Origin of the sequence: Streptomyces sp. C, from assembly GCF_000158895.1 — a bacterium.
Lineage (GTDB): Bacteria > Actinomycetota > Actinomycetes > Streptomycetales > Streptomycetaceae > Streptomyces > Streptomyces racemochromogenes.
Map to the genome: position 1 here is coordinate 58,596 of NZ_GG657750.1, position 20,006 is coordinate 78,601.

The 20,006-nt window shown below is 72.3% G+C and carries 23 protein-coding genes and 2 pseudogenes; 15 read left to right on the forward strand and 10 right to left on the reverse strand.

All coding sequences use genetic code 11. The features are described 5' to 3' along the window. Window positions 1-788: pseudogene (locus SSNG_RS43285) on the forward strand (hypothetical protein); the annotation flags it as partial. Continuing rightward, window positions 718-1,623, forward strand: coding sequence for a sigma-70 family RNA polymerase sigma factor (locus tag SSNG_RS00325; RefSeq protein WP_241695190.1), 906 nt, complete (start codon window positions 718-720; stop codon window positions 1,621-1,623). The pseudogene SSNG_RS43285 and the gene SSNG_RS00325, both read left to right, overlap by 71 nt. A gap of 134 nt (window positions 1,624-1,757) precedes the next feature. Here SSNG_RS00325 and SSNG_RS00330 read toward each other — a convergent pair whose 3' ends face one another. Both SSNG_RS00330 and SSNG_RS00335 read right to left on the reverse strand, forming a co-directional pair. Continuing rightward, the gene (locus SSNG_RS00330) at window positions 1,758-2,426 is read right to left on the reverse strand and encodes a DUF998 domain-containing protein (RefSeq protein WP_042800321.1); all 669 of its coding nucleotides are present in this window, start codon (window positions 2,424-2,426) and stop codon (window positions 1,758-1,760) included. Window positions 2,427-2,972: 546 nt separating this feature from the next. After that, complete coding sequence (locus SSNG_RS00335; protein ID WP_007261775.1) at window positions 2,973-3,710, reverse strand: SDR family oxidoreductase; 738 nt, start codon at window positions 3,708-3,710, stop codon at window positions 2,973-2,975. Between the two features lie 143 nt (window positions 3,711-3,853). Here SSNG_RS00335 and SSNG_RS00340 point away from each other — a divergent pair, with 143 nt between their 5' ends. After that, window positions 3,854-4,426, forward strand: coding sequence for a TetR/AcrR family transcriptional regulator (locus SSNG_RS00340; protein ID WP_128636808.1), 573 nt, complete (start codon window positions 3,854-3,856; stop codon window positions 4,424-4,426). Window positions 4,427-4,977: 551 nt separating this feature from the next. Here the strand turns inward: SSNG_RS00340 and SSNG_RS43290 are convergent. After that, window positions 4,978-5,247 (reverse strand): annotated as a pseudogene (locus SSNG_RS43290) (hypothetical protein); the annotation flags it as partial. Between the two features lie 93 nt (window positions 5,248-5,340). Continuing rightward, window positions 5,341-6,165, reverse strand: a complete 825-nt coding sequence (locus SSNG_RS00350; RefSeq protein ID WP_007261778.1) for a dienelactone hydrolase family protein — start codon at window positions 6,163-6,165, stop codon at window positions 5,341-5,343. Between the two features lie 118 nt (window positions 6,166-6,283). Here SSNG_RS00350 and SSNG_RS00355 point away from each other — a divergent pair, with 118 nt between their 5' ends. From SSNG_RS00355 to SSNG_RS00360, 3 genes are all read left to right on the forward strand, one after another. After that, window positions 6,284-7,297, forward strand: coding sequence for a helix-turn-helix domain-containing protein (locus SSNG_RS00355; protein WP_165364951.1), 1,014 nt, complete (start codon window positions 6,284-6,286; stop codon window positions 7,295-7,297). A 51-nt stretch (window positions 7,298-7,348) separates the two neighbouring features. Continuing rightward, on the forward strand, window positions 7,349-7,522 hold the full coding sequence (locus SSNG_RS41590) for a hypothetical protein (protein ID WP_165364946.1): 174 nt from the start codon (window positions 7,349-7,351) through the stop codon (window positions 7,520-7,522). Between the two features lie 266 nt (window positions 7,523-7,788). Next, complete coding sequence (locus SSNG_RS00360) at window positions 7,789-7,977, forward strand: hypothetical protein (protein ID WP_007261780.1); 189 nt, start codon at window positions 7,789-7,791, stop codon at window positions 7,975-7,977. A 220-nt stretch (window positions 7,978-8,197) separates the two neighbouring features. Here the strand turns inward: SSNG_RS00360 and SSNG_RS00365 are convergent, their stop codons facing one another. Continuing rightward, entirely contained in the window at window positions 8,198-8,728 is a 531-nt protein-coding gene (locus tag SSNG_RS00365; RefSeq protein ID WP_042800322.1) for a GNAT family protein, read from the reverse strand. 491 nt (window positions 8,729-9,219) lie between these two features. Here SSNG_RS00365 and SSNG_RS00375 point away from each other — a divergent pair, with 491 nt between their 5' ends. From SSNG_RS00375 to SSNG_RS00415, 9 genes are all read left to right on the forward strand, one after another. Beyond that, complete coding sequence (locus SSNG_RS00375) at window positions 9,220-10,038, forward strand: hypothetical protein (protein WP_007261783.1); 819 nt, start codon at window positions 9,220-9,222, stop codon at window positions 10,036-10,038. 166 nt (window positions 10,039-10,204) lie between these two features. Next, complete coding sequence (locus SSNG_RS00380) at window positions 10,205-10,744, forward strand: winged helix-turn-helix domain-containing protein (RefSeq protein ID WP_007261784.1); 540 nt, start codon at window positions 10,205-10,207, stop codon at window positions 10,742-10,744. Further along, complete coding sequence (locus SSNG_RS00385; protein ID WP_007261785.1) at window positions 10,741-12,042, forward strand: MFS transporter; 1,302 nt, start codon at window positions 10,741-10,743, stop codon at window positions 12,040-12,042. The genes SSNG_RS00380 and SSNG_RS00385 overlap by 4 nt, the downstream gene beginning before the upstream one ends. 138 nt (window positions 12,043-12,180) lie before the next feature. Further along, on the forward strand, window positions 12,181-13,212 hold the full coding sequence (locus SSNG_RS00390; protein WP_007261786.1) for a YihY/virulence factor BrkB family protein: 1,032 nt from the start codon (window positions 12,181-12,183) through the stop codon (window positions 13,210-13,212). Between the two features lie 9 nt (window positions 13,213-13,221). Then, window positions 13,222-13,881, forward strand: a complete 660-nt coding sequence (locus SSNG_RS00395; protein ID WP_241694952.1) for a phosphatase PAP2 family protein — start codon at window positions 13,222-13,224, stop codon at window positions 13,879-13,881. A 7-nt stretch (window positions 13,882-13,888) separates the two neighbouring features. Then, entirely contained in the window at window positions 13,889-14,308 is a 420-nt protein-coding gene (locus SSNG_RS00400) for a phage holin family protein (protein ID WP_007261788.1), read from the forward strand. Continuing rightward, on the forward strand, window positions 14,305-14,769 hold the full coding sequence (locus SSNG_RS00405) for a DUF3618 domain-containing protein (RefSeq protein WP_007261789.1): 465 nt from the start codon (window positions 14,305-14,307) through the stop codon (window positions 14,767-14,769). Before SSNG_RS00400 ends, SSNG_RS00405 begins: the two co-directional genes overlap by 4 nt. Further along, window positions 14,766-15,032 (forward strand): DUF4235 domain-containing protein, encoded by a 267-nt coding sequence (locus SSNG_RS00410; RefSeq protein WP_007261790.1) that lies wholly within the window; start codon window positions 14,766-14,768, stop codon window positions 15,030-15,032. The genes SSNG_RS00405 and SSNG_RS00410 overlap by 4 nt, the downstream gene beginning before the upstream one ends. A 456-nt stretch (window positions 15,033-15,488) precedes the next feature. Beyond that, a complete protein-coding gene (locus tag SSNG_RS00415) occupies window positions 15,489-16,130 on the forward strand; it encodes a carbonic anhydrase (RefSeq protein ID WP_007261791.1) in 642 nt (213 codons plus the stop codon). Between the two features lie 694 nt (window positions 16,131-16,824). On the opposite strand, the gene SSNG_RS00420 is transcribed toward SSNG_RS00415, so the two are convergent. The 5 genes from SSNG_RS00420 to SSNG_RS44680 form a co-directional block, all read right to left on the reverse strand. After that, a complete protein-coding gene (locus SSNG_RS00420; RefSeq protein ID WP_007261792.1) occupies window positions 16,825-17,271 on the reverse strand; it encodes a hypothetical protein in 447 nt (148 codons plus the stop codon). A gap of 95 nt (window positions 17,272-17,366) precedes the next feature. Further along, window positions 17,367-18,353: a helix-turn-helix domain-containing protein gene (locus SSNG_RS00425; RefSeq protein WP_007261793.1), complete on the reverse strand. Its 987-nt coding sequence runs from the start codon at window positions 18,351-18,353 to the stop codon at window positions 17,367-17,369. A 337-nt stretch (window positions 18,354-18,690) separates the two neighbouring features. Beyond that, window positions 18,691-19,149 carry a hypothetical protein gene (locus SSNG_RS00430; RefSeq protein WP_007261794.1) on the reverse strand — a complete coding sequence of 153 codons (459 nt, stop codon included), beginning with the start codon at window positions 19,147-19,149 and terminating at the stop codon, window positions 18,691-18,693. A 12-nt stretch (window positions 19,150-19,161) separates the two neighbouring features. Continuing rightward, on the reverse strand, window positions 19,162-19,761 hold the full coding sequence (locus tag SSNG_RS00435) for a DUF6882 domain-containing protein (protein ID WP_007261795.1): 600 nt from the start codon (window positions 19,759-19,761) through the stop codon (window positions 19,162-19,164). Between the two features lie 13 nt (window positions 19,762-19,774). Continuing rightward, a complete protein-coding gene (locus tag SSNG_RS44680; protein ID WP_277752171.1) occupies window positions 19,775-19,909 on the reverse strand; it encodes a hypothetical protein in 135 nt (44 codons plus the stop codon). Window positions 19,910-20,006: the final 97 nt, after the last annotated feature.

Genomic DNA, 20,006 nt, shown 5'->3' on the forward strand with positions numbered 1-20,006 from the left:
CCCGGGGGACGCAAGGAACTGCGGTTGCCCCGGCGACCGACCACCACAACGACACCGCCGGGCTGGTCCACCTGCTGCGGCTGTGGGGCCCTCGCGCCGTCGAGGCCCTGCCCGAACTCTGCGCCGTCCTGCCCCAGTTCCACTACGCCGCCACCGCGATCACCGCCGTCGCCGTCGCAGGCACAGGGCCGGAGCAGCGCGAGCGGGCCGCCGATGCCCTTCGGTCCGGCGCCGGGGAGCTGCTCGTGGCGCAGGCTCTGCACGAGCTGACCGGCGAGACCGAGCCGCTGTTCGCCGCCGCCGAGGCGGCGCTCGCCGCCGACGTGGGTGGCTGCGTCGAGGGCGCCAACGCCCTGGCCGATCTCGGCGCGGCGGCCGCCCGCCTCGTCCCGGCTCTGCGGGCGGCGCTCGGTCGCACGATCGACCGCGACACCACGGCGGAGATCGACGCCGACCTCGCCTTGGCGCTCGCCCTGTGGCGGATCACCGGTGAGGCGTCCGAGGTCGTCCCGGTGCTGGCCTCGGTCTTCGACCGGAGCGAGGGCCAGCGGCCCTTGACCAGCACCGCGATCTGCTGCCGGTCGACGGGGAACGTATCCTTCCCGGTGCGCTGGGGGCTGAGGATGGGGGTATGGCGTGAGGGGCACGGGGGCGGGTTCGAGGGTGGCGGATGGACTGGAGGCGTACCGGGGAGAGTTGATCCGCTACTGCTACCGGATGCTGGGGTCGTACGCGGAGGCCGAGGACGCCGTACAGGAGGCGCTGGTCCGGGCGTGGCGGGGCGGTGACGGGTTCGAGGGGAGGTCGTCGGTCCGTTCGTGGGTGTACCGCATCGCCACCAACGTATGCCTGGACGCGCTCGCCGCGGGGAAGCGGCGGGCGTTGCCGGTGGACCTGTCCGGGCCGGCGGACGGTGCCACGCCGCCGGGTGTGCCGGAGGACGACGTGATGTGGGTCGGTCCCCTGCCCGGGACGGACCCGGGGTACGCGGCGGAGGCCGCCGAGTCGGTGCGGCTGGCGTTCGTCGCCGCGCTGCAGCACCTGCCGCCCAGGCAGCGGGCGACGTTGATCCTTCGGGAGGTTGTGGGGTTTTCGGCCCGCGAGGTCGCGGACCTGCACGGCTCCACCGTCGCCTCCGTCAACAGCGTCCTCCAGCGGGCCCGTGCCACCCTCGCCGACCGCAGGGCGGAAGTCGGCGGCCCGGCCGGGCCGGCGCCCGAGGGCGTCCGGCGGATCCTGGCCGAGCGGTACGCGGCGGCGTTCTCCCGGTACGACATGGAGGAGCTGAACCTCCTGCTACACGTCGACGCCACCTTGTCCCTGCCGCCGTACGCGAAGTGGATGCGCGGAGTGGGCGACATCGGTGCATGGCTGACCGGCCCGGCCGTCGGCTGTCGCGGATCCCGGCTCGTCCCCACCGTGGCGAACGGCTCTCCTGCCTTCGGGCAGTACCGCCCCCGTGCCGACGGAAGCGGCTACGAGCCCTGGGCGCTTCAGGTCGTCGAGTTCTCCGGGGACCGGATCGCGAGCATCACGGCTTACCGTGACACTGCGCGGCTCTTCCCTCTGTTCGGCCTGCCGGATCGGCTGAGCGTCGAGTCGGACCTCGGCGTCCCGGCCTGATCACTTGCCGGTGTCCTCGGTGAGGGGTGGGCGAGGGCCCTTTCGTTCAGCGATCGGACCCGGCAGGACGTTTCGCGGCGTCGGCCATGTGCGTCTCCGTTTCGTGTCGTGTTGGCGGTCGGAGCGGTGGTCGGTCAGCGGCCGGACGGGGCACTGGCCAGGCGTGCCGTCACCGCGCTCAGCCACAGCAGACCGAGGCCGGCCCCGACGGTGAACGCGAGGACCGAGGCGGCCGAGGCCGCGAATCCGGCGAGAACGGCCACGGGGGCGACGCGGGACGCCATGGCCCAGCCCCGCAGACCCCGGGCCGCGAGCGGACGGGCCAGAACGAGGAACGCGGCGCACAGGGCGAGGTAGCCGACCATTCCGCCGAACATGTGGACGGCGCCGTGGCCGCTCATCACCGTCGCCTCGGGTGCCCCTGCCGGGAAACCCGCCCCGGGGTCGGCCGGGAAAGCGGCCGCGAGCCAGAAGGAGACGCCGAAGACCCCGACCAGGGCGGCTCCCCACGTGCCGCCGGGGCCGCCGCGAAGGGTCTGCCGCAGGCCGGCCGCGCCGGCGATCAGCAGTGCGCCGGTGAGCACGAAGTTCGCCGTCTGGATCCAGCCGGCCTCGCCGAGGGCGAGCTGGCTGATCGCGTTCCGCGTGAAGTCGAAGCCGGCCCGCGCGAGGCCCTGGGCCAGCCCGGCCGCCAGGAACAGCGGCCCCGCCACCACAGCGCCGGCTGCGGTCCGCCGCACCGCCGATCGCCTCCCGGGCGCAGCGGAGACGAGCCGGCGGGGAGCGGTGAGCATGTCGGTCATGGCGAAGCCTTCCTCGTTTCGGTGGTGTCGCTGCATATGACCGACGGGAGGTGGCGAACTCATCGCTCCCAGCGATGTGGCCTGGATCACATGCGGGCCGGTATGGGAGGCGGGGGGAGGCGCGGGAGGCCAGGTCTTGGCGACCACCTCGGGTACTGACTGCGGCGGCTCTGCGACGAGGTCCACGACCGCTTCGAGGGACAACTCCCGGAGCACGGGGTGACCGTCGCCCAGTGGGCGGTCCTGATCACCGTCTCCCGCGGGGACGCCAGTACCACCCGCGAGGTGGCCCGCAACGGCGGCGTCGACGCCGGCGCGGTCTCGCGCCTGGTCGACCGTTTGATCGCCAAGGGCCTGATGTCCCGCGAATGCGTCCCCGGATCCCGCCTGGGCCGTCGCCCACGTCAAGGCCATCGGACCCACCGACGACCCCGCCCGGTTGCTGATGCCCCCCCACGGTCCCGCCCGGCTCCGCATCCGCGCCAACGCCGGATCCGGGCTCCTCGACCACGACTACCTCGAGGAGCAGAGCGGGGACCTGCGCTGTCAGGCCTGCACGGTGGGGCGCACGACGATCTCGCTGACGTCGACGCCGTCGGGTTGTTCGATGGCGTAGCCGATGGCGGAGGCAATGGCCGAGGGCGGCATGGCGATCTCGTCCCGCTGCCGGGTCATCGCGGCCGCGGCTTCAGGGCTGGCTCCCTTGCCGATGCCCTCGGTATGGGTGAAGCCGGGTGAGACGAGTGTGACGCGCAGGTCGGGTCCCGACTCCTGGCGTAGGCCCTCGGTAAGCACCTTCACCGCCGTTTTGGTGGCCGCATAGACCGCCTGGGGGGATTTGACGACATAGGCCGCGGTGGAGCCGACGTTGACGAACTGGCCGAAGCGCTGCCGGCGGAAGATGGGCAGAGCCGCCCCGATGCCGTTGAGCAGGCCGGTGATGTGGGTGGACACCATGGCGTCCCAGTCATCTTGGCGCAGGTCGTCGAACGGTGACACGGCCATCGTGCCTGCGTTGGAGACGAGGACGTCGAGTCGACCGTACTGGTTGAGGGCCGTGTCCGTCAGCCGCTGGAGGTCTTCGCGGCGCGTGACGTCGACGATGACGCCGGTGGCGGTGCCGCCCTTCGCCGTGATGCCGTCCACGACGGCGTTCAGTCGCTCCTCACGCCGGGCTCCGAGCACGACGTGGGCGCCTTTTGCGGCGAGGTAGGCCGCGGTTGTCTCACCAATGCCGCTGCTGGCGCCTGTGATCGCGATGACTTTGCCCTGGATGCCCGACATGACCGGCTTCCTCTCTCGGGGGTGCGCGCAGTTCAGCGCGATGACCTACAGTGAAACCGGAGGCGCCCCCAGTTAGCCCACTCTAAGTGGGGGCTCCTCCGGTTAGCAAGCTCGCAGGCTCGAAGAGGGGATGGCAAGCACTGATGACCGAGGGAACGCACCGGCCGCTCCGGGCTGACGCACGACGGAACAGGGAGAAGATCCTCACGGCCGCTGTGCGCGTCTTCACGACGGAAGGGCTGGACGCGCACCTGGAACGCATCGCCAGGGAGGCAGGCGTGGGCAGTGCGACCCTCTACCGCAATTTCCCCACCCGGGAGGCCCTGATCGAGGCGGTCTACCGCAACGAGGTGGCCCACCTGTGCGAAGCCGCCCCCGCTCTCCTTGAGGAGAAGCCGCCGGCAGAGGCCCTGCGGGCGTGGACGCGCCTGTTCCTCGACTACGTCACTGCCAAGTACGGCATGATCGACGCCCTGCGCGCCATCGCCGCGACGGGAAGCAATCCTTACGGGCACAGCCGGGAAATGATCCAGGCCGCCATCACCACACTCATGGACGCTTGCACGGCCGCCGGAGCGATCCGCACCGACATCCGGCCCACCGACATCGGCGCCGCCCTGGAAGGCATCGCCCTCACCTCGGCGGGTGCGGAACACCGACAGCGAGCGGAGCGCCTACTCGACCTCACCCTGGACGGCCTCACGGTCCGCCCGTGACGGCGGACCTGCCGGGCGGCGGTGCGGAGTACGTGTCGGCCGGGTGATCGCGCGGAGCCGCCGGGGTGGCACTCGCAGCAGGCGAATTACGATGCCTGCTGGGGATCTGGAAGAGGGGGGCGCGTGGACCGGTCGAACAGCCCGCAACTGGAGCCAGTCTGGTTGGTGGCTGCGAACGTCGTGGCGTGGCGCCGGTGCGGGGTCGGAGGCCAGGAGCTGCGCCCCGGGACGAAGTGCTTCAAGGGCGGAGCGAAGGTGTACGTCGCCGACGCGTACTGGGGTCCGGGGGGTGATCGGATCACGTCCGTGGGACGCGAGCGACACACCGGGCGGTGGATCGTCATCGACATGGCGACGCGCCACCTCCACAGCTTCCGGCCGAAGCTCGTCCACACGCCGCGGGTCTTGGAGCGACTGCAAGGGGCCCGACGTGCACGTGGGTTCGTCTCAGCGGCTTACGCGGCGGACGTCTCCGCGACGCTGGAGCAGTACGCATGCCAGTACCGAGCCGAGACGGCGCCGTACGGCCCTCACCCGGACCGATGCCTGTGTCACGCCTGCCTCACCGGTGAGTGCGGGTAACGCGTGATTCGCTCCGGCTGCGTTCCGTCTCCGTGGTCAGCGGCGTGCCAGATGTGGATGCTCGCGAGATGTAGTGCGGCTTGGCAGGTGATGGCCGGCATGTTGGGCTACTTGTATGCCTCAGCATGAAAAGCGGGCGGGCGGCCGCCGGAGCGGCCGCGCCGCAGACGATGGCGGATCAGGTCGGACGGCTGAGGAATGGTCACGCGGATCTCGCGCCGACGGAGATGGCTCCGGATCATCGAAAGGCGACGTATCCCCGGCAACGCGTGCCCTGCGGTGCCCAGTGGCGCTTGGATTGCCACGCCGGTGGTCAGGACCTGCCGGGCCGGTCAGGTGGCGTGCCGGGACGTGGGCGGGTGGAGGCGTTCGGTGAGGAAGGTGAGGATCGCGTCGCGGGCCCGGACCGTGGGGTGGCCCGCCTCGTCGACGAGGTGGGCGGTGACGACGCTGTGCGGCGTGCCGACCAGGTCTGCGAAGAAGGGCGGCGGCGCCGGGTTGGCTGCGGTGTCCGGGAGGACCCGGCCGTCGAAGGCGTCGCCCAGCAGGGCCCGGTAGGCGGCGAAGCGTTGCCCTGTGCACCAGCGGTCGCCCTCGAAGCGGTAGGCGAGGACGGTGAGTCCGTCGCGGTCGAGGCGGTCGCGTACCGCTCGGGCGTCCGCCGGGTCGAGTTCGATTCCGCCGGGGTCGTCGAGCGGCAGGGACGGGTGGTTGACCACCGGGGCGATCACGGTGGGCTCCAGGGCCATGGTGAGGGCGAAGTTCCCCGTGAAGCACAGGCCGATCGCCCCCACCCCCGGTCCGCCGCACTCCGCGTGGGCCTGGCGCGCCAGGCCGCGCAGCCAGAGCGTCACCGGGCTGGTTCCGCCCCCGGCGAAGGCGCGGAACTCCGCGCTGACGCATGCGCGGCGGACGACCTCCCGGCCGCCGTCGACCGTCGGGAAGGCGCCGTCCGTCCCGAAGAGGGAGGGCACGTAAACGGTGAAGCCCGCGTCCCGCACCCACCGCGCGAGCCGCAGGACGTCGGGGCTGATGCCCGGCATCTCGGGCAGCACCACGACCGCGGGGCCGGTCCCGGCCGCGTACACGGTCTTCTCCACCCCCTCCACGGCCACGGTCCGGCGGATGAAGTCGGTGAGGGGATCGTCTTGGGTCATGGGGCCAGCCTGACGCGGAACCGGCTGCCGGGTGAGGGGCGGGATCGCCAGGGCCGGAGGCGATCTCGCCATATCCTGGGCGAGGGCGGTACGGGGTGCGGGGCGGCAGGGGGTACGGGTGAGGGCGGAGCACGGGCAGCCGGCGGCGGGCGGCGACGGGCCGGGGGAACTGCGGGTCGGCGTCCTGGCGTACCCGGGCTGCTTCGCGTCCGAAGTGTTCGGCGTGCCGGACCTGTTGACGATGGCCGGGCACGTGGCCGGGCCGGACGCGCCCGGCTGCCGGGTGACGGTCGTCTCGCCCCGCCGCCGGGTCACGGCTTCGGGCGGCGCGAGCCTGGAAGTGCGGCCCCTGGGCGAGGTCGACGTTCTCGTGGTCCCCGGCTTCGAGCTGCGTCCGGGCACGGATCTCGACGCCCTGCTCGGCGGGCTCACCCCGGAGACCGCGGCGATCCGGGCGCAGGCCGCCGCCGGCACCGCCGTGGTCTCCCTGTGCGTCGGGGCGTTCCTACTCGCCGAGGCGGGCCTCCTCGACCGGCGCCGGGCCACCACCTCGTGGCTGCACGCCGGGGAACTGGCCCGGCGCTGTCCCGAAGCGGAAGTGCAGCCCCAGCACCTGGTCGTCACCGACAGGGGGGTGACGACCACGGCCGCCTTCAGCGCGATGTACGACTTCACGCTGGACCTGATCCGCCGGCACCACGGCGCCCGGGTGGCCCGGGCCACCGCCCGTGTCGCGCTCCTCGACGACGCGCGGGCCTCCCAGACCCCGTACGTCGATCCCCGGCTGCTGCCGCAGCCCGGCCGGGAGTTCTCCCAGCGGGTCATGCGGTGGCTCGACCAGAGCCTCGCCGAGCGGTACGACCTCGCCGCCCTCGCGGACGTCTTCCAGGTCAGCGCCCGTACGCTGCTGCGCCGCTTCGCCGAGGAGACCGGGCACAGCCCGCTGTTCCATCTCCAGGCCGCCCGGGTCCGCCGGGCCCGCCATCTGCTGGAGTCCACCGACCGCACGATCGCCGCGGTCGCGGCGGCCGTCGGATACCAGGACCCCGGCACCTTCGCCGCGCTCTTCGCCCGCCACACCGGCCGGCGGCCGAGCGCCTACCGGGCGGCGTTCCGCCGGGGTCCTGACTGAAGTCGCGGAGTCCGCTGACCCGGCAGATCTGCCCGTCCGGCGACCCTTCCGATGAGCGCCACGACCGGGAAGGGCTGGGAGAGGGTCCAGGCGAGCGCGGTGCCGGTGGCGGAGACCCGGTGCGCTCGGCGAGCAGGCCTGCTCGGCTACGGGGACGTGATCCTGCCGCCGGGCCGGCTCGTCGACGCGCTGCGGGCCGAGCAGGACAAGCTGTTCGCGGCCTGACCCCGCCGCCGGCGGTGGCTCTCCAGCTTCGTCACGAGACCCCGTTCAACCGAGAGGCTGCGCGGGATCTCGGCGTTCGCGGGGTGTGTTCGCGGTGGTGTCCGATGGCCCGGCCTGTCGCGATCACTGAGGAGGCAGGCGGCGCAGGGCCGCGATGTCAACGCTCCCCCACAGCAACGGATATGACCCACCGTGTTTACCGCCCCCCATTCCGGTAACAATGAGTAGCGACAGATATCCGAGCCCGACGAAAGGCAGGCAGGAACATGACCCTCGTCACCGCCCTCATTCTCGTCGCGGTCGCCGCCCTCATCGGCCTGCTGGCCCTGGCCCCGACCGCCCCCGCACGCCGCAACCCCGTGCCCGGCCGGCGAAACCGGGCCGCCCACCGCCGCACCGCCCCGCGGCTGGGCGGCATCCCCAGCCAGCGGGGAATCCACCACCACGCCCGCTGACAGGCCGCAGCGTACGGGCGGCGGGCGCCCGGGCCGGGGCGGCCGCCGCTGGAGAACGGGATCGCTGTGAGTGAGCGGCATGACCGGATCGACACCCGGGCACAGCTGTGCAGCGTGATCCACCCGGGCGGCGCGCCTCACCTTCGTCGGTGATCTGACGCCGAACGGCCGTCCACCGCCGCGGCAACCGTCCGAGCCGGTGACCGCACCAGCCCGAGCGTCAGGACCGCAGCAGTCCGCCCACCCACCAGTCGTGCGGCTTGCCATCGTTGGCGATGCTGCGATTGCGCAGGGTCCCTTCCACGGTGAAGCCGAGTTTCTCGGCGACGGCACGCGAGCCGGTGTTCCCGGTCATGGCCCACCACTCGATGCGGTGCACGTCGATCGTGGCCCAGCCCCAGTCGCACAGGGCCCGAGCGGCCTCGACCGAGTACCCGCATCGGCGCTGCTCCTTGACAGCCCAGTAACCGAGCTCCCAGACGCCGCGGCTGATCAGGGTCAGGCAGTACGAACCGACCAGGGCTCCGGTGTCCTTGCGGAACGCGCCGAGGGTGTAGTCCTTGTCCTCGGCCCACTGGGCGGGCAGCTTCTCGCCGATGAGCTCCTCCGCGTCAGCACGGCGGTACGGCGCCGGCACGGGGGTGTAGTACTGGATGTCTTCGTCCTGGCAGGCTTCGTACACCGCATCCACGTCGGCCGACGTGAAGGCACGCAGCAGCAGACGGTCGGTCTCGAGAGTCACTGGATCCATCGCGGCAGTATGACCACCATCGGCAAGCGGCGCCCAGCGAATTTTCCCCACCGAGCGCCGCCCACCACAACTCCCCGGCTGGTCAGCAGTCGTCGCAACACCGGAGCGTGCCTACCGGTGGCGGGGGGCTGCTCGGCCGGCACGCTGGTGGCACGTTCCCGCAGGGCGCGGAGTGCGGCGTGCGTGCTCCTCGGGAGCGAAGGCCTCGGGCCATGGTCTGCCGGGTGACACCGCGGGCCCGGGCGAGCTGGGCGCCGGAGCATGATGCCGTCCCTGTGCGCGCCACTCGATCAGCTGCGCGTCGTCCAGGTCGAGGACTGGCCGCTCAACAGGTTCGGCGTCATCTTCGGCGGCGGCCGACTCACCGCGGAGCAGATCGCGGCGCCGGTCAGGTCATCCGGCGCGGGCGAAGCGGCCTGTCCGAAGGGGTGCGTACCAGGTCAGGCCCTCGTTGTCGTCCCGCTGACTCGTCAACGCAATAGCCTCAGCCCGTGACCCACAGCCACAACCACAGCGGCAGCCAGAACGAGCAGCCCCGCCCCGCCGCCCTCCCTCCCCTTCGAACGCTGCTGGACGGCACGGACTGGGCGTCCCTCGCGACAGCCTGCGGGACGGGCGAGGCCCTGCCGGCGGCGCTGGCACTCCTCACCGACCCCGACCCGGTCGTCAGGGAGTCCGCTCTGCACGATGCGCTGGGGCCGGTGACCCACCAGAACAGCGTCTACGAGGCCACCGTCCCGGTGGCCCTCTGTGTCGCGGCGGTCCTCGGCCATCCGGCCTTCGCAGTGGGGCCCGACAGCCCCGACGCCGGGCCACGGATCCGCACGACCCTGGTACAGCTGCTGGACTGGCTCGGCGACACCGCCGACGACGCCGACGACGAGTGCGTCGCCTCCGGCGAACGGTTCTTCGCCGAGGGCTTCCTCGAAGAGAACGAGGAGATGCGTGCGTTCCGGGACGCACGCCCGGCGCTCTTCACCGCGGTGCATCCCTTTCTCGGTCATGCCGACGCCGACGTCCGCCACGCCGCCCTGGTCGCCGCCATTCCCCTCGTCGAGCACCCCCTCCTCACCCGCCACCGGGCAGATCTGGCCGACCACGCTCGCCGCCTACTGGCCACCAGCACCGACCGACGGCACCGAGACCGCGTGTTGGAGGCGCTGAAGGCGTGGGGCCACGACACCGGCGGGCTGGAGAACGCGTCCGACGTCGCGGCCCACGAGCACTACGCCCGTCTCAGAGCCGCCCGCGCTTCCTGGGACGGCGAATGGGCGGGCGGCGGCCGCTACAGCGACGATCCCCCGTTCTGAGTCGAGGGCGCCACCTGCACACCGCCGGCTTCCGGGCAGGGGGCCGGCTGAGGGCGTCGTCAGGGCGCGCCAGTGGTCCTCCCCCATCTGGGCTGCCGGGAACCCACCGGGTTTGGCCGGGAAGAAGGGGCTTGCGCAATGGTCAAGAAACGTTGACCATTGAGCCATGCCTACCGATGATCTTCCCGAGACGCTTCATGTCACCACGGACGAACAGCTGCGTGCCGTTTCCAATCTGACGCGCCACCGGATCATGGCCGTGCTCCGCTTCGAGCCCGCGACGATCACGCAGATCGCCGAGCGGGTGGGCCTCGCGAAGGGGAGTTCCAGCTACCACGTACGCCTGCTGGAGCGGGCCGGGCTGGTCAAGGTGGTCCGGACCCGGAAGGTACGGGGGGTGACCGAGCGGTACTACGCGATGGCCGCGCGGTCGATCGTGCTGCCGGATCCGGGCGAGGGAGGGCCGGACGTGCTGATGCGGCATGCGGTGGCGGACCTGGAGGCGGCGCCGGCGGACGGCGAGCGGCACGTGCGGATGGCGCACCTGCGGCTCACCGACGAGCAGTTCGCGGAGCTGGGGGCGCGGCTGGAGGCGCTGGCGGACGAGTACCGCGCGCTGTCCGACCCGTCGCTGCCGGACACGTCGCTCGTCGTCGCCCTGTTCCATCCGGCGTCGCGCGCCCAGGCCGCCAGGGAGGGCGAATGACCTCGGACGTCCGGAAGACGCCGGCCGGGTTCGGACGGCTGTGGACCGCCCAGACGGTGTCCTCGCTCGGCGACGGGGTGTCGCACGCCGCGCTGCCGCTGCTCGCGCTGGCGTTGACGCGGGACCCGATGGCGCTCGCCGTCGTCTCGGCCGCCGGCACGCTGCCGTGGCTGCTCTTCGGGGTCCTCGGCGGTGCGCTGGTGGACCGGTGGGACCGCCGGCGCACGATGTGGGTCACGGACGCGGCGCGTGCGGTGCTCCTCGCGGTGACGGCGGCAGCGGCCGCGCTCGACGTGCTCGGCATTCCGCTGCTCGCGGCCGTCGCCTTCCTCCTCGGCCTCGGCGGGCTCTTCTTCGACACGGCCGCCACCGCCTATCTGCCGGACCTGCTCGGCCGGGACCCCGCGCTCCTGGAGCGCGCCAACTCCCGCCTGCGGGGCACCCAGACCGCCGCGTCCGGCTTCGCCGGGCCGCCCGCGGGCAGTGCCCTGCTCGCGCTCGGCCGGGCGGTTCCGCTGCTCGCCGACGCGGTCTCGTTCGCGGTCTGCGCAGTGCTCGTACGGTCGCTGCCGGCCACGCCCCGGCCCGTAACGCAGGCCCGGGAGTCGCTGCTGCGGCAGGCGCGGGCCGGCGCCACGTACGTGTTCCGGAGCAGGTTGCTGCTCGGGCTCGCGCTGCGTCCGGCGGTCGGGAACATCGCCTTCGTCGGGGTGGAGACCGTACTGGCCCTCTTCGCGCACGACCGTCTCGGCATCGGCTCCCTCGGCTTCGGGCTGCTCCTCACGGCGGAGGCCACCGGCGGTCTGCTCGGCGCGGGCATCGCCTCCTTCCTCGGCCGGCGCCTCGGCACCGGAACCGCGTTGACCTGTACGGCCGCGGTCGAGGGGCTCGCCGTCCTGGCTCTCGCCGCCGCCCCGAACGCGTACGTCGCCGGCCTCGCGCTCGCCGTCTGCGGCGCGGGCATGGGCGCCACGATGGTGCTCGGCCCTTCCCTGAGGCAGGCGATCGTCCCCTCCCACCTGATGGGCCGGGTCGCCTCCACCTCCCGCATGCTCTCCATGTGCGCCGCCCCGTTCGGCGCGTTCCTCGCGGGCTGGCTGGCCACCGCCTACGACGTGCGCACCGCGCTCTACGCCGCCGCGGGCCTCCTGCTCGCCATGACCGCCGTCACAGCGACCATGACCGGCAACCGCCGGGTCGAGGCGGCACTGGCCACCGCCACCCTCGAGTCCGAAGAGGTGCACCGGACGCCGGCGCGGGGTGAGGGGGCGGGAGCCGCCGCTGTTTCCTCGCCATGACGACCCTCCTGCCTCGCGTCGGCATGCCGACGGCGCGGGCTCCGAAGCACGGCGGTACGAGCGACGAGCGCCAGTCGCCCGCCGATCCTTCCGCGACGTGGGCGGCATGGGCAGGGCGGAAGTGGAAATGCGCCGACTATGAGACCCGAGAACACACCCAGGCCCGAGCATGAACGTCGGCCCGCCGGCGAGGCTGCGGGTCCGGACCGGCAGGTTGAGGAGCGGGCGCCGGACCGGCTCTCCGAGCTGCCCAAGCGCTCGTGGAAGGCGGTGCTGCGCGGCACGCTGAAGGAGTTCAAAGACGACGAGCTGGCCGACCGGGCGGCGGCGCTGACCTACTACGGGGTCCTGGCCCTCTTCCCGGCCCTGCTGGTCCTGGTGTCGCTGCTGGGCGTCGTGGGCGAGTCGACGACCAAGCAGGTCCTGGACAACCTGCAGAAGCTCACCCCCGGCGCCGCGCGGGACGTGATCAGCAACGCGGTGCAGCAGCTGCAGGGCAACGCCGGAGTCGGCTCGCTGCTGGCCATCGTGGGTCTTCTCGTCGCGATCTGGTCGGCCTCCGGTTACGTGGCCGCGTTCATCCGCGCTTCGAACGCCGTCTACGACATGCCCGAGGGCCGGCCGGTGTGGAAGGTTCTGCCGCTGCGTGTGGGACTGACCGTCGTGCTCATGGTCCTCGCCGTGGCCAGCGCACTGATCGTGGTCTTCACCGGCGGTCTGGCCCGGCAGGCGGGCTCGGCGCTGGGGGTGGGCGACACCGCGATGACGGTGTGGTCGATCGCGAAGTGGCCCGTCCTGCTGGTCCTGGTCACAGGCATGATCGCCCTGTTGTACTGGGCCGCGCCGAACGCCAAGGGCCGCGGCTTCAGATGGGTGACCCCGGGTAGCTTGCTGGCGTTGGTGATCTGGATGGTCGCCTCGGCCGGGTTCGCGTTCTACGTCGCGAACTTCGGCTCGTACAACAAGACGTACGGCACCCTCGCGGGCGTGATCATCTTCCTGGTGTGGTTGTGGATCACCAACCTGGCCGTCCTGCTGGGCTTGGAGTTCGATGCCGAGCTGGTCCGCCAGCGCGCGATCGCCGGCGGACAGCCCGCGGACGAGGAGCCCTACGTCGAGCCCCGCGACACCCGGGCGTGGAGTGAGGAAGAGCGGCGCCAGGTGGAGTGAGCGCCGGTCGTGGTCGAGAGGGGAGACGAGACGGAGATGAGGGTGCCGGCGGGGCTGCAAGGCCACGATCATCAGCTGACCCGGCGCGTGGCCGCCTGGGACTCGCCGGCGGCGCGCCGGCTGCTGCCCGCCGTGGAGGAGGCGGCCGAGCACACGAAGCTGTGGTGGGCCGCGGCTCTGGTGATGGCGGCCAAAGGGGGGTGGCGGGGCCGCAGGGCCGCTGCCGCCGGGGTCTTGGCCATGGCGGTCGCGGTACTGCTGTCGAACGGGGTGGCCAAGCAGCTCGTCGAGCGGCGCCGGCCGCCCGCCGAGTGGATTCCGCACGGTGATGTCGCGGACCGGCCGGAAAGCTCGTCGTTCCCCTCCGGGCACAGGGCCGCAGCCGTCGCCTTTACCGCCGCCGTGGCGCCGTCGTGGCCGTGGGCCGGGGCCGCGTGCGCCGTTCCGACGGTGCTGGTGGCCCTCCAGCGGGTCCACAGCGGAGCCCACTACCCCTCCGACGTGGCGGCCGGCGTCGTGATCGGCGGGGCGGCTGCGGCCCTGGTCCGCCTGCCGCCCCGGCTCCCGGCCCCTGGCCGGCTGCCGGCGCTGACGAGGCGTGCCCGAGGGGTGACGGGCGGGCGGCGGGGTATGCGCGCCTGGGGAACCCTGGTGAGCGGAGGAAGGTGAAGAGGCAATGAGCGCCATTGGCAGCCGTCCGAGCCACGGCACCGACGAGTCGTCGGTAGGTGAGCTCGTGACGCGGGCGTCGCAGCAGATCTCGGAGCTGGTCCGGGAGGAGATGAAGCTGGCCCGCGCGGAGATGACCCAGAAGGGCAAGAGGTACGGGGTGGGCGGCGGCCTGTTCGGCGGGGCCGGCCTCCTCGGCGTCCTGGCCGCCCAAGCCCTGGTCGCTGCCGCGATAGCGGCCCTGGCGCTGGTCCTGCCGGTGTGGGCATCAGCCCTGATCATCGGCGCCGCGCTGGCGGCCGTGACCGCCGTCCTGGCCGTGGCCGGGAAGAAGCAGGTCGCCCGGGCCGGCAGTCCCGCCCCTGAGAAGACCATCGACAGCATCAAGGCCGACGTGGCCGAGATCAGGGAGAAGGCACACCGATGAGCCACCAGTCCCATGGCGACGGGTCCGCACCGACGCCGGAAGAGCTGCGCGAGCAGGTCGAGCACACCCGCGACCAGCTCGGCCAGACCATCGAGGCGCTGGCCGGCAAGGCCGACGTCAAGGCCCAGGCCAAAGCGAAAGCAGCCGAGGTCAAGGAGCAGGCCGCGGAGCAGGCCGCGCTCCTGGCAGGGCAGGTTCGGGACAAGGCGTCCCAGGCCGCCGGTCTGATCAAGGACAAGACTCCTGACCCTGTCCTCGACAAAGCAGCCCACGCCGCGGCCCAGGTCCGTGACGGCGCGGCCCACGCCGGGCACCTGGTCGCCGGGAAGGCGCCGGAACCCGTGCTCGAGAAGGCGGCAACAGTCGTCAGCCTGGCCCGGGTCAATCGCACCCCGTTGCTGGCCGCCGCCGCAGCGCTGGCGGTATTCCTGCTCCTGCGCCGCAGCCGGAGGCACCAGTGAAAGCATCCAAGATCGCCTACAAGCCTGTCGGGCTCGCCCTCGGCGCCCTCAGCGGTATGGCCGCGGGCATGGCCTTCAAGCAGGCGTGGAAGATGATCGGCCACGAAGACGACGCGCCGGACGCCACCGACGAGGACCGCACGTGGAAGGAGGTCCTGCTCGCCGCCGCCCTGCAGGGCGCGATCTTCGCCGTCGTCAAGGCCGCCGTCGACCGGGCAGGTGCCGCTACCACGCGCCGTCTGACGGGAACCTGGCCCGGCTGAAGCGGCCCTCACGGCGCCGCCCGCCTCGGACAGGCGACATCCGGCTCACCTCGGCTTGACGGGAGGACGGGAGAACCTCGTGGCCCCGCATCCCGGGCTCCACGCCCTCGGCGCGGCTGCTGTCACCGCTGCGGTCCTGATCGCCCGCCGGGTGGCGGCCCGGCCACCGCGCGACCATCACGGTGCCAGCGCCGCCCGGCCTCCTTGGCGGAGAGCCGGCCCCTCGGGCCGGCTCTCACCTATCGGCGGCCCCCCGCCAAGGCGCTTCGATCACCGCATGGCCGCGCAGGCCCTGCCAGCCAAATGCCCCACGCCGCCACCCCCAGGCGGGTCACGCCGGGTCACCGCTGGTGCTGCGTACGCCGTGCTGCAGCGACAGCAGCGGAGGCGCTTGGCGGAAGGCGCGCAAGGGAGGCCCGGTCGAGCGATTGTACGAGCCCGCCGTAGTCTGCAGTCATGACCGAGATTCTTTCGCCGACGCCCCTCGACGCCTTCGAACTGCTCATGGCCGGCAACCAGCGCTTTGTCTCCGGCACCCCCGAGCACCCCAATCAGGACGCCACGCGCCGCACCGAGACCGCACCGTCCCAGCAGCCCTTCGCCGTGCTGTTCGGCTGCTCCGACTCCCGGCTGGCCGCCGAGATCATCTTCGACCGCGGCCTGGGCGACCTGTTCGTGGTCCGCACCGCCGGCCACGTCGCCGGGACGGAAGTACTGGGTTCCATCGAATTCGGGGCGGCTGTCCTCAACGCCCCGCTGGTCGTCGTCCTGGGCCACGACTCGTGTGGCGCCGTCGCCGCCGCCTGTTCCGCCCTGCAGGACGGGCAGACGCCGGGCGGCTTCGTCCGCGACGTGGTCGAACGGGTGACCCCCAGCGTGCTGGCGGCCCGCGCCGCCGGACGCGAGAGCGCCGAGGAGATCCTGGCCGAGCACATCGAGCACACCGTGGACCTGCTGCTGGACCGCTCCCGCATCCTGGCCGACCGGGTCGCCGACGGCCGCCTCGCCGTGGTGGGCCTCTCCTACCGCCTGGCCGACGGCAGCGCCCGGCTCGTCGCCGCACGGGGCCTTGAGTCGGCGGTTCCCTCCGCCGGCTGACGTCCCGCCCGGGCGGTGATCCGGGCCGGGGATGCCGCCCGGTCCCGCTGAGGCCTGGTTCGTTCGTTGCGGGGCCGCGTCGGCGGCGGGCCCGTACCCGGTGATCGCCGTGAGGCCCCCCGCGCTCGTGGCCGTGACGTGATGTGAGCAGGCCGGCAAGGTTGAGGGGGGACATGAGGGACGCGGATCACACGGGTATGCCCGAGGTGGTGGACAGCCCTGCCCTTCGGCCCCAGCCGTCGGGCGGGCTCGGGCGGTGGGTGCTGCGGCACCAGGTGCAGCCGGTGGGGCCGGCGGCCGTCGAGGGGACCTGCTGGGCCCGGCGCTGCTCGCCTGCCCGCTGCTGGTGCTCGGGCCTTCGAGACCGGTGTGACGACATCAGCACCATCTTGATCCCGTGGTTCGCCGGAGCCTCCGCGATGGCGGGACCGTCAACATCGTCCCCCGCTACCTGCCGGACTACGGCATGGCGCCCGCGTGGGGACGCGCCGTCCGGCCGGTCGGGATCGTCTACGCGCTCCGTCGGAGACGCCGTTGCGCCAGTCGGGCCGGCTACGCGTACCGTGCGGCAGTCCGCCCCGCGAGGAAGACCCTGTGGTCCGCCGAGAAGGCTGAGCCGAACCCTGCCTCCACCGCGTCGAGTTCCCGCGCACGCCGCGGGGTCCGGAGGGGGCCGGACCCCGCGGGGTGGGGGTTACCAGGCGGCCTTGCAGTTGAGGAGCCTGGTGGTGTTGACGGCGCGGTCGCAGGCGTACGCCTTCACGTTGGCCTTCTTGGCGAACGTCCAGGTCCGGGTCCCGTTGACGACCGCGACGACGTTGGTCTTGTGGCTCCAGACGCCGTTCTTGTACTCGTCGTACGCCAGCGCCAGCACCGCCTCGACTTCGTCGCCGCCGACCCGGTCCGTGGCCGAGGCGTTCGTGAACTTGCCGTCGTAGAGGCTCTTGCCGCCGCCCCGCGGGTTGTCCGTGTCGGCCTGGCCCGCGTACTTGTACTCGTAGTTCCCGCCGATCTCGCTCTTGCCGGACGTGGAGACCGCGTGGAAGCCGACGGCCGCGCTCGCCGTGCCGGCGATCCCGATGACGAGAGCAGAGGACAGGGCAGCAGCACCGAGGGCGATCCGCTTGCCGGAAACCCGCATGTCAGACTCCTTGAGGTCATTGGCCTGGCTTGACGGGAGCAGCCTCGCAGGGGCGGGTCCGTACGGATTGAGCTGCTGTGCACGGGCCTTGACGGTCAGTGCACGACCCGCTCCGGCAGGGCGTGGCGGCGGTATTCGCTGGGGGTGACCCCGTAGGCGGAGCGGAAGGCGCGGCTGAAGTGGGCCGGTTCCGGGAATCCCCAGCGGGCGGCGATCGCGCTGACGCAGCGTGCGCCCAGTCGCGGGTCGCTCAGATCGCGGCGGATGCGTTCCAGGCGGGTGTGCCGGATCAGGGCGGAGACGGTCATGCGGTCGTCCTGGTAGAGCTTGTGGAGGTAGCGCACGGAGATCCGGTGGGCGGCGGCGATCGACGCGGGCGTGAGGTCGGGCTCGGCCAGCCGCTGCTGGATGAAGTGACCGATGCGCGCCCGCAGGGCGGTGTGCCGCGCTTCGAGGGTGAGGCACCGCCCGTCGCGGGCCGTCCGGGCCAGCAGGACGGTGAGCAGGTCGAGGGTGGCCGAACCCAGTCTCGGGGCGTCGGCCTTGCCGTAGGACGGGGCGTGGGCCATGAGGTCGGTCAGGTACGTGCGTAAGAGCGTTCCGATTGCGGTGTTCCCCGGGATGCGGGTGATGGTCAGGGCGTCCAGGGTGTTGGGGTGGAGGGGCAGCAGGGCGCGCGGCACCTGCACGATGACTCCGGCGATGTCCTGGCCGTCGGGGGCCTTGGCGAAGCCGCGGCAGGGCCGCGAGGAGTCGTAGAGGACGAAGTCGCCTTCGCCGGCCATGACGTCGCGGCCGGACTGGCTGAGGCCGAGCAGACCCCGGCGGGTCAGCCAGAGGTGGACGACCTCGGGGTCGGCCTGCCGGATGAGGGCGGGGGGCCGGTTGGCTTCCAGGGGCGGCAGGCTCTGCGCGAACGTCTGGAGGTTCCCGAGGTCCAGGGCGCTGGATCTGGCGAGGAAGTCGTGCAGGTGGGGACCGGTGAACCGGGAGCGGAACAGGGACTGGGAGGCCATCGACTCCCAGCTCTCGTATCGCTGTGCCCCCTGGAGATGGGCGGTCGTGAACTGGGTCCACACCACGGGTTGGTTCCCCCTCTTGGCTGGTCGCTGACCCGGGGTTCCCGCCCGTCCCGTCCGTCGCTCCCGTCCGTCGAAAGATACGGAGCGTGAGATTCAGGGGACCGGAAGCCCCCGGCTACGGGGACCGCACCGCTGTCCCGGCGTCGGAACGCCGTGCGGCCGTGAGGCCGTGCCGAACGCACTCGTACAGGTGGAGCGGTCCGCCGGTGATCCTAGGGTGGCGTTCCGAGCGCCCGCCATAGGCACAAGCGCGGCCCTTGGGAAGGGGGCGCCCATCTCCACAGAAAACAACGGTGAGTGAGGGAAGCCGTTCCGCATCGAGGACCTCCGGGCGTGGTCAGGGCTCCTCCCCCAGGGCGTCCACGCTGGTGCCGTCGGGGTTGCGGCCGAAGGCCGCGTCCAGGACGGCGGGGAGGTCCGCTTCGGGGATTGCGGCGCGCATCTCGGCCAGGACGTGCGGGAAGTCCTCGTCGGCGATGAGGCCCAGGTACTCCTGGCGCAGTCGGTGGATGACCTCGACCAGCTCGGGCCTCAGCCCCATCCAGCCGCGGAACAGGCGGATCCGCTCGTCGACATGGTCCATGAACCAGCGCATCACCTCGTACGGGACGTCTGTGCGCCCACCGCCAGGGTGGAAGTGCACGGTCGGCTCCCGCGCGGGGTCTTCGTCGGGGACGATCGCGGTCGCCAGGTGCTCCTGCCCGGCGGCGCGCTGCAGTTCCAGGTACCAGGCGTCGTCGGCTACGGAGTACATCGCGGAGACCGCGTGGTCACCGTCGGGGTGCAGGGGTGGCATGGCCGCATGCTGTCATGTCCGTGCCCGCCGCTGGTCGTCGGTGTGGGTGTCGGCGTCTGCGTTGGTGCCGGTACCGGTCTCGGCGGTGAAGGTGGAGACGCCGCCGTCCGCGCGGGTCAGGGTGACCGGGCCGAACGTGATGATCACGGAGGAACCGCCTCCCGGCCCCTTGTAGTAGCCGGTCGCACCGGTGACGCGGACGGCCAGCGCCACGAGCGCCGCAGCGGCCCGCTCGTCGGCGTCGATCTCGGGCTGGGAAAGGTCGTCGTGCCCGTGGGCTTCGGCCCAGGCCCGGAAGCGTCGGGCGTCGCGGCTCATGCCGGGGAGGATGCTCTTGTTGGCCCATGCCCAGAGCCATGAACCCGAGCCGGGGCTGAAGCTGCCGAGGATCTGTGCGGGCGCCGTCGCCGTCTTGTCGGGGAAGGTCCAGGTGATGACGCCGGTGGTCTGGTCCAGCCCCCAGCGGTCCGCCGATCCGAGCCCCCAGGACGTGTGGGCACGACCCGACCGCTCGATCATCTCCTCGCCCTGGAGCACCAGCAGCGTCAGGTCGTCTCGCTCCCCGCCCTGACCAGCACTCTCCGCCTTCTCGGCCCTCTTGTGGATTCCCATGCCGCGGAGTCTGTCAGACGCTCGCCGAGCGGCCGTTGTCGGTGGCCGCCGTACGGGCTGCCGGAGCGGGTTCAGCAGTCGTAGCGGTGGTGTCCGCGCAGCTGCGGCAGACGAAGAAGTACACCCCGCCGAGGTCAGCCAGGTCCATGTCGTGCCCGAACGCGTCGACGGCGTCCGGGCGGCCTCGGCCTGCCAGGACGGGGCGGCGGCCCGGTCGGGGTGGGGGTCGCGGTCGTCCAGGGGGA